The sequence below is a fragment of the Filobacillus milosensis genome (genome assembly GCF_004402015.1).
GTDB classification, from domain to species: Bacteria; Bacillota; Bacilli; order Bacillales; family Alkalibacillaceae; genus Filobacillus; species Filobacillus milosensis.
The window spans coordinates 1-300 of sequence record NZ_SOPW01000086.1 but is presented as its reverse complement, the minus strand read 5'-3'; the positions used below and the strand labels follow the sequence as shown (position 1 = coordinate 300).

Annotated in this window: 1 protein-coding gene; it reads right to left on the bottom strand. The window is 62.3% G+C overall.

The genetic code is table 11. The features are described 5' to 3' along the window. Positions 1-300 (bottom strand): hypothetical protein (locus E3U55_RS17210; RefSeq protein ID WP_228547614.1); only part of this gene is annotated, 300 nt, incomplete at both ends.

Genomic DNA, 300 nt, shown 5'->3' with positions numbered 1-300 from the left:
AGATCGAACGGCTGGTAGTCGAAGCCGTTGCCGCCGACGGCCTGGACGATCGCCGAGATCGCGAAGAAGACGAGGACGAGGATCTGGAAGCTCACCAGCCAGTACTGCAGCTTCTGCGTCGTCTGCATGTCGCGGTACGAGACCCAGGTCGCGCCAAGCATGAACAGCAGGCACACGCTGATGTTGATCCAGGTGACGCTCGCCAGCCCGGCGATGTCCGGATTGCCGGTGATCTGCGAGATCAGGAGGAACAGGAAGTCGACCGCGATGCCGGCGAGGTTCGACAGCACCAGGATCGTG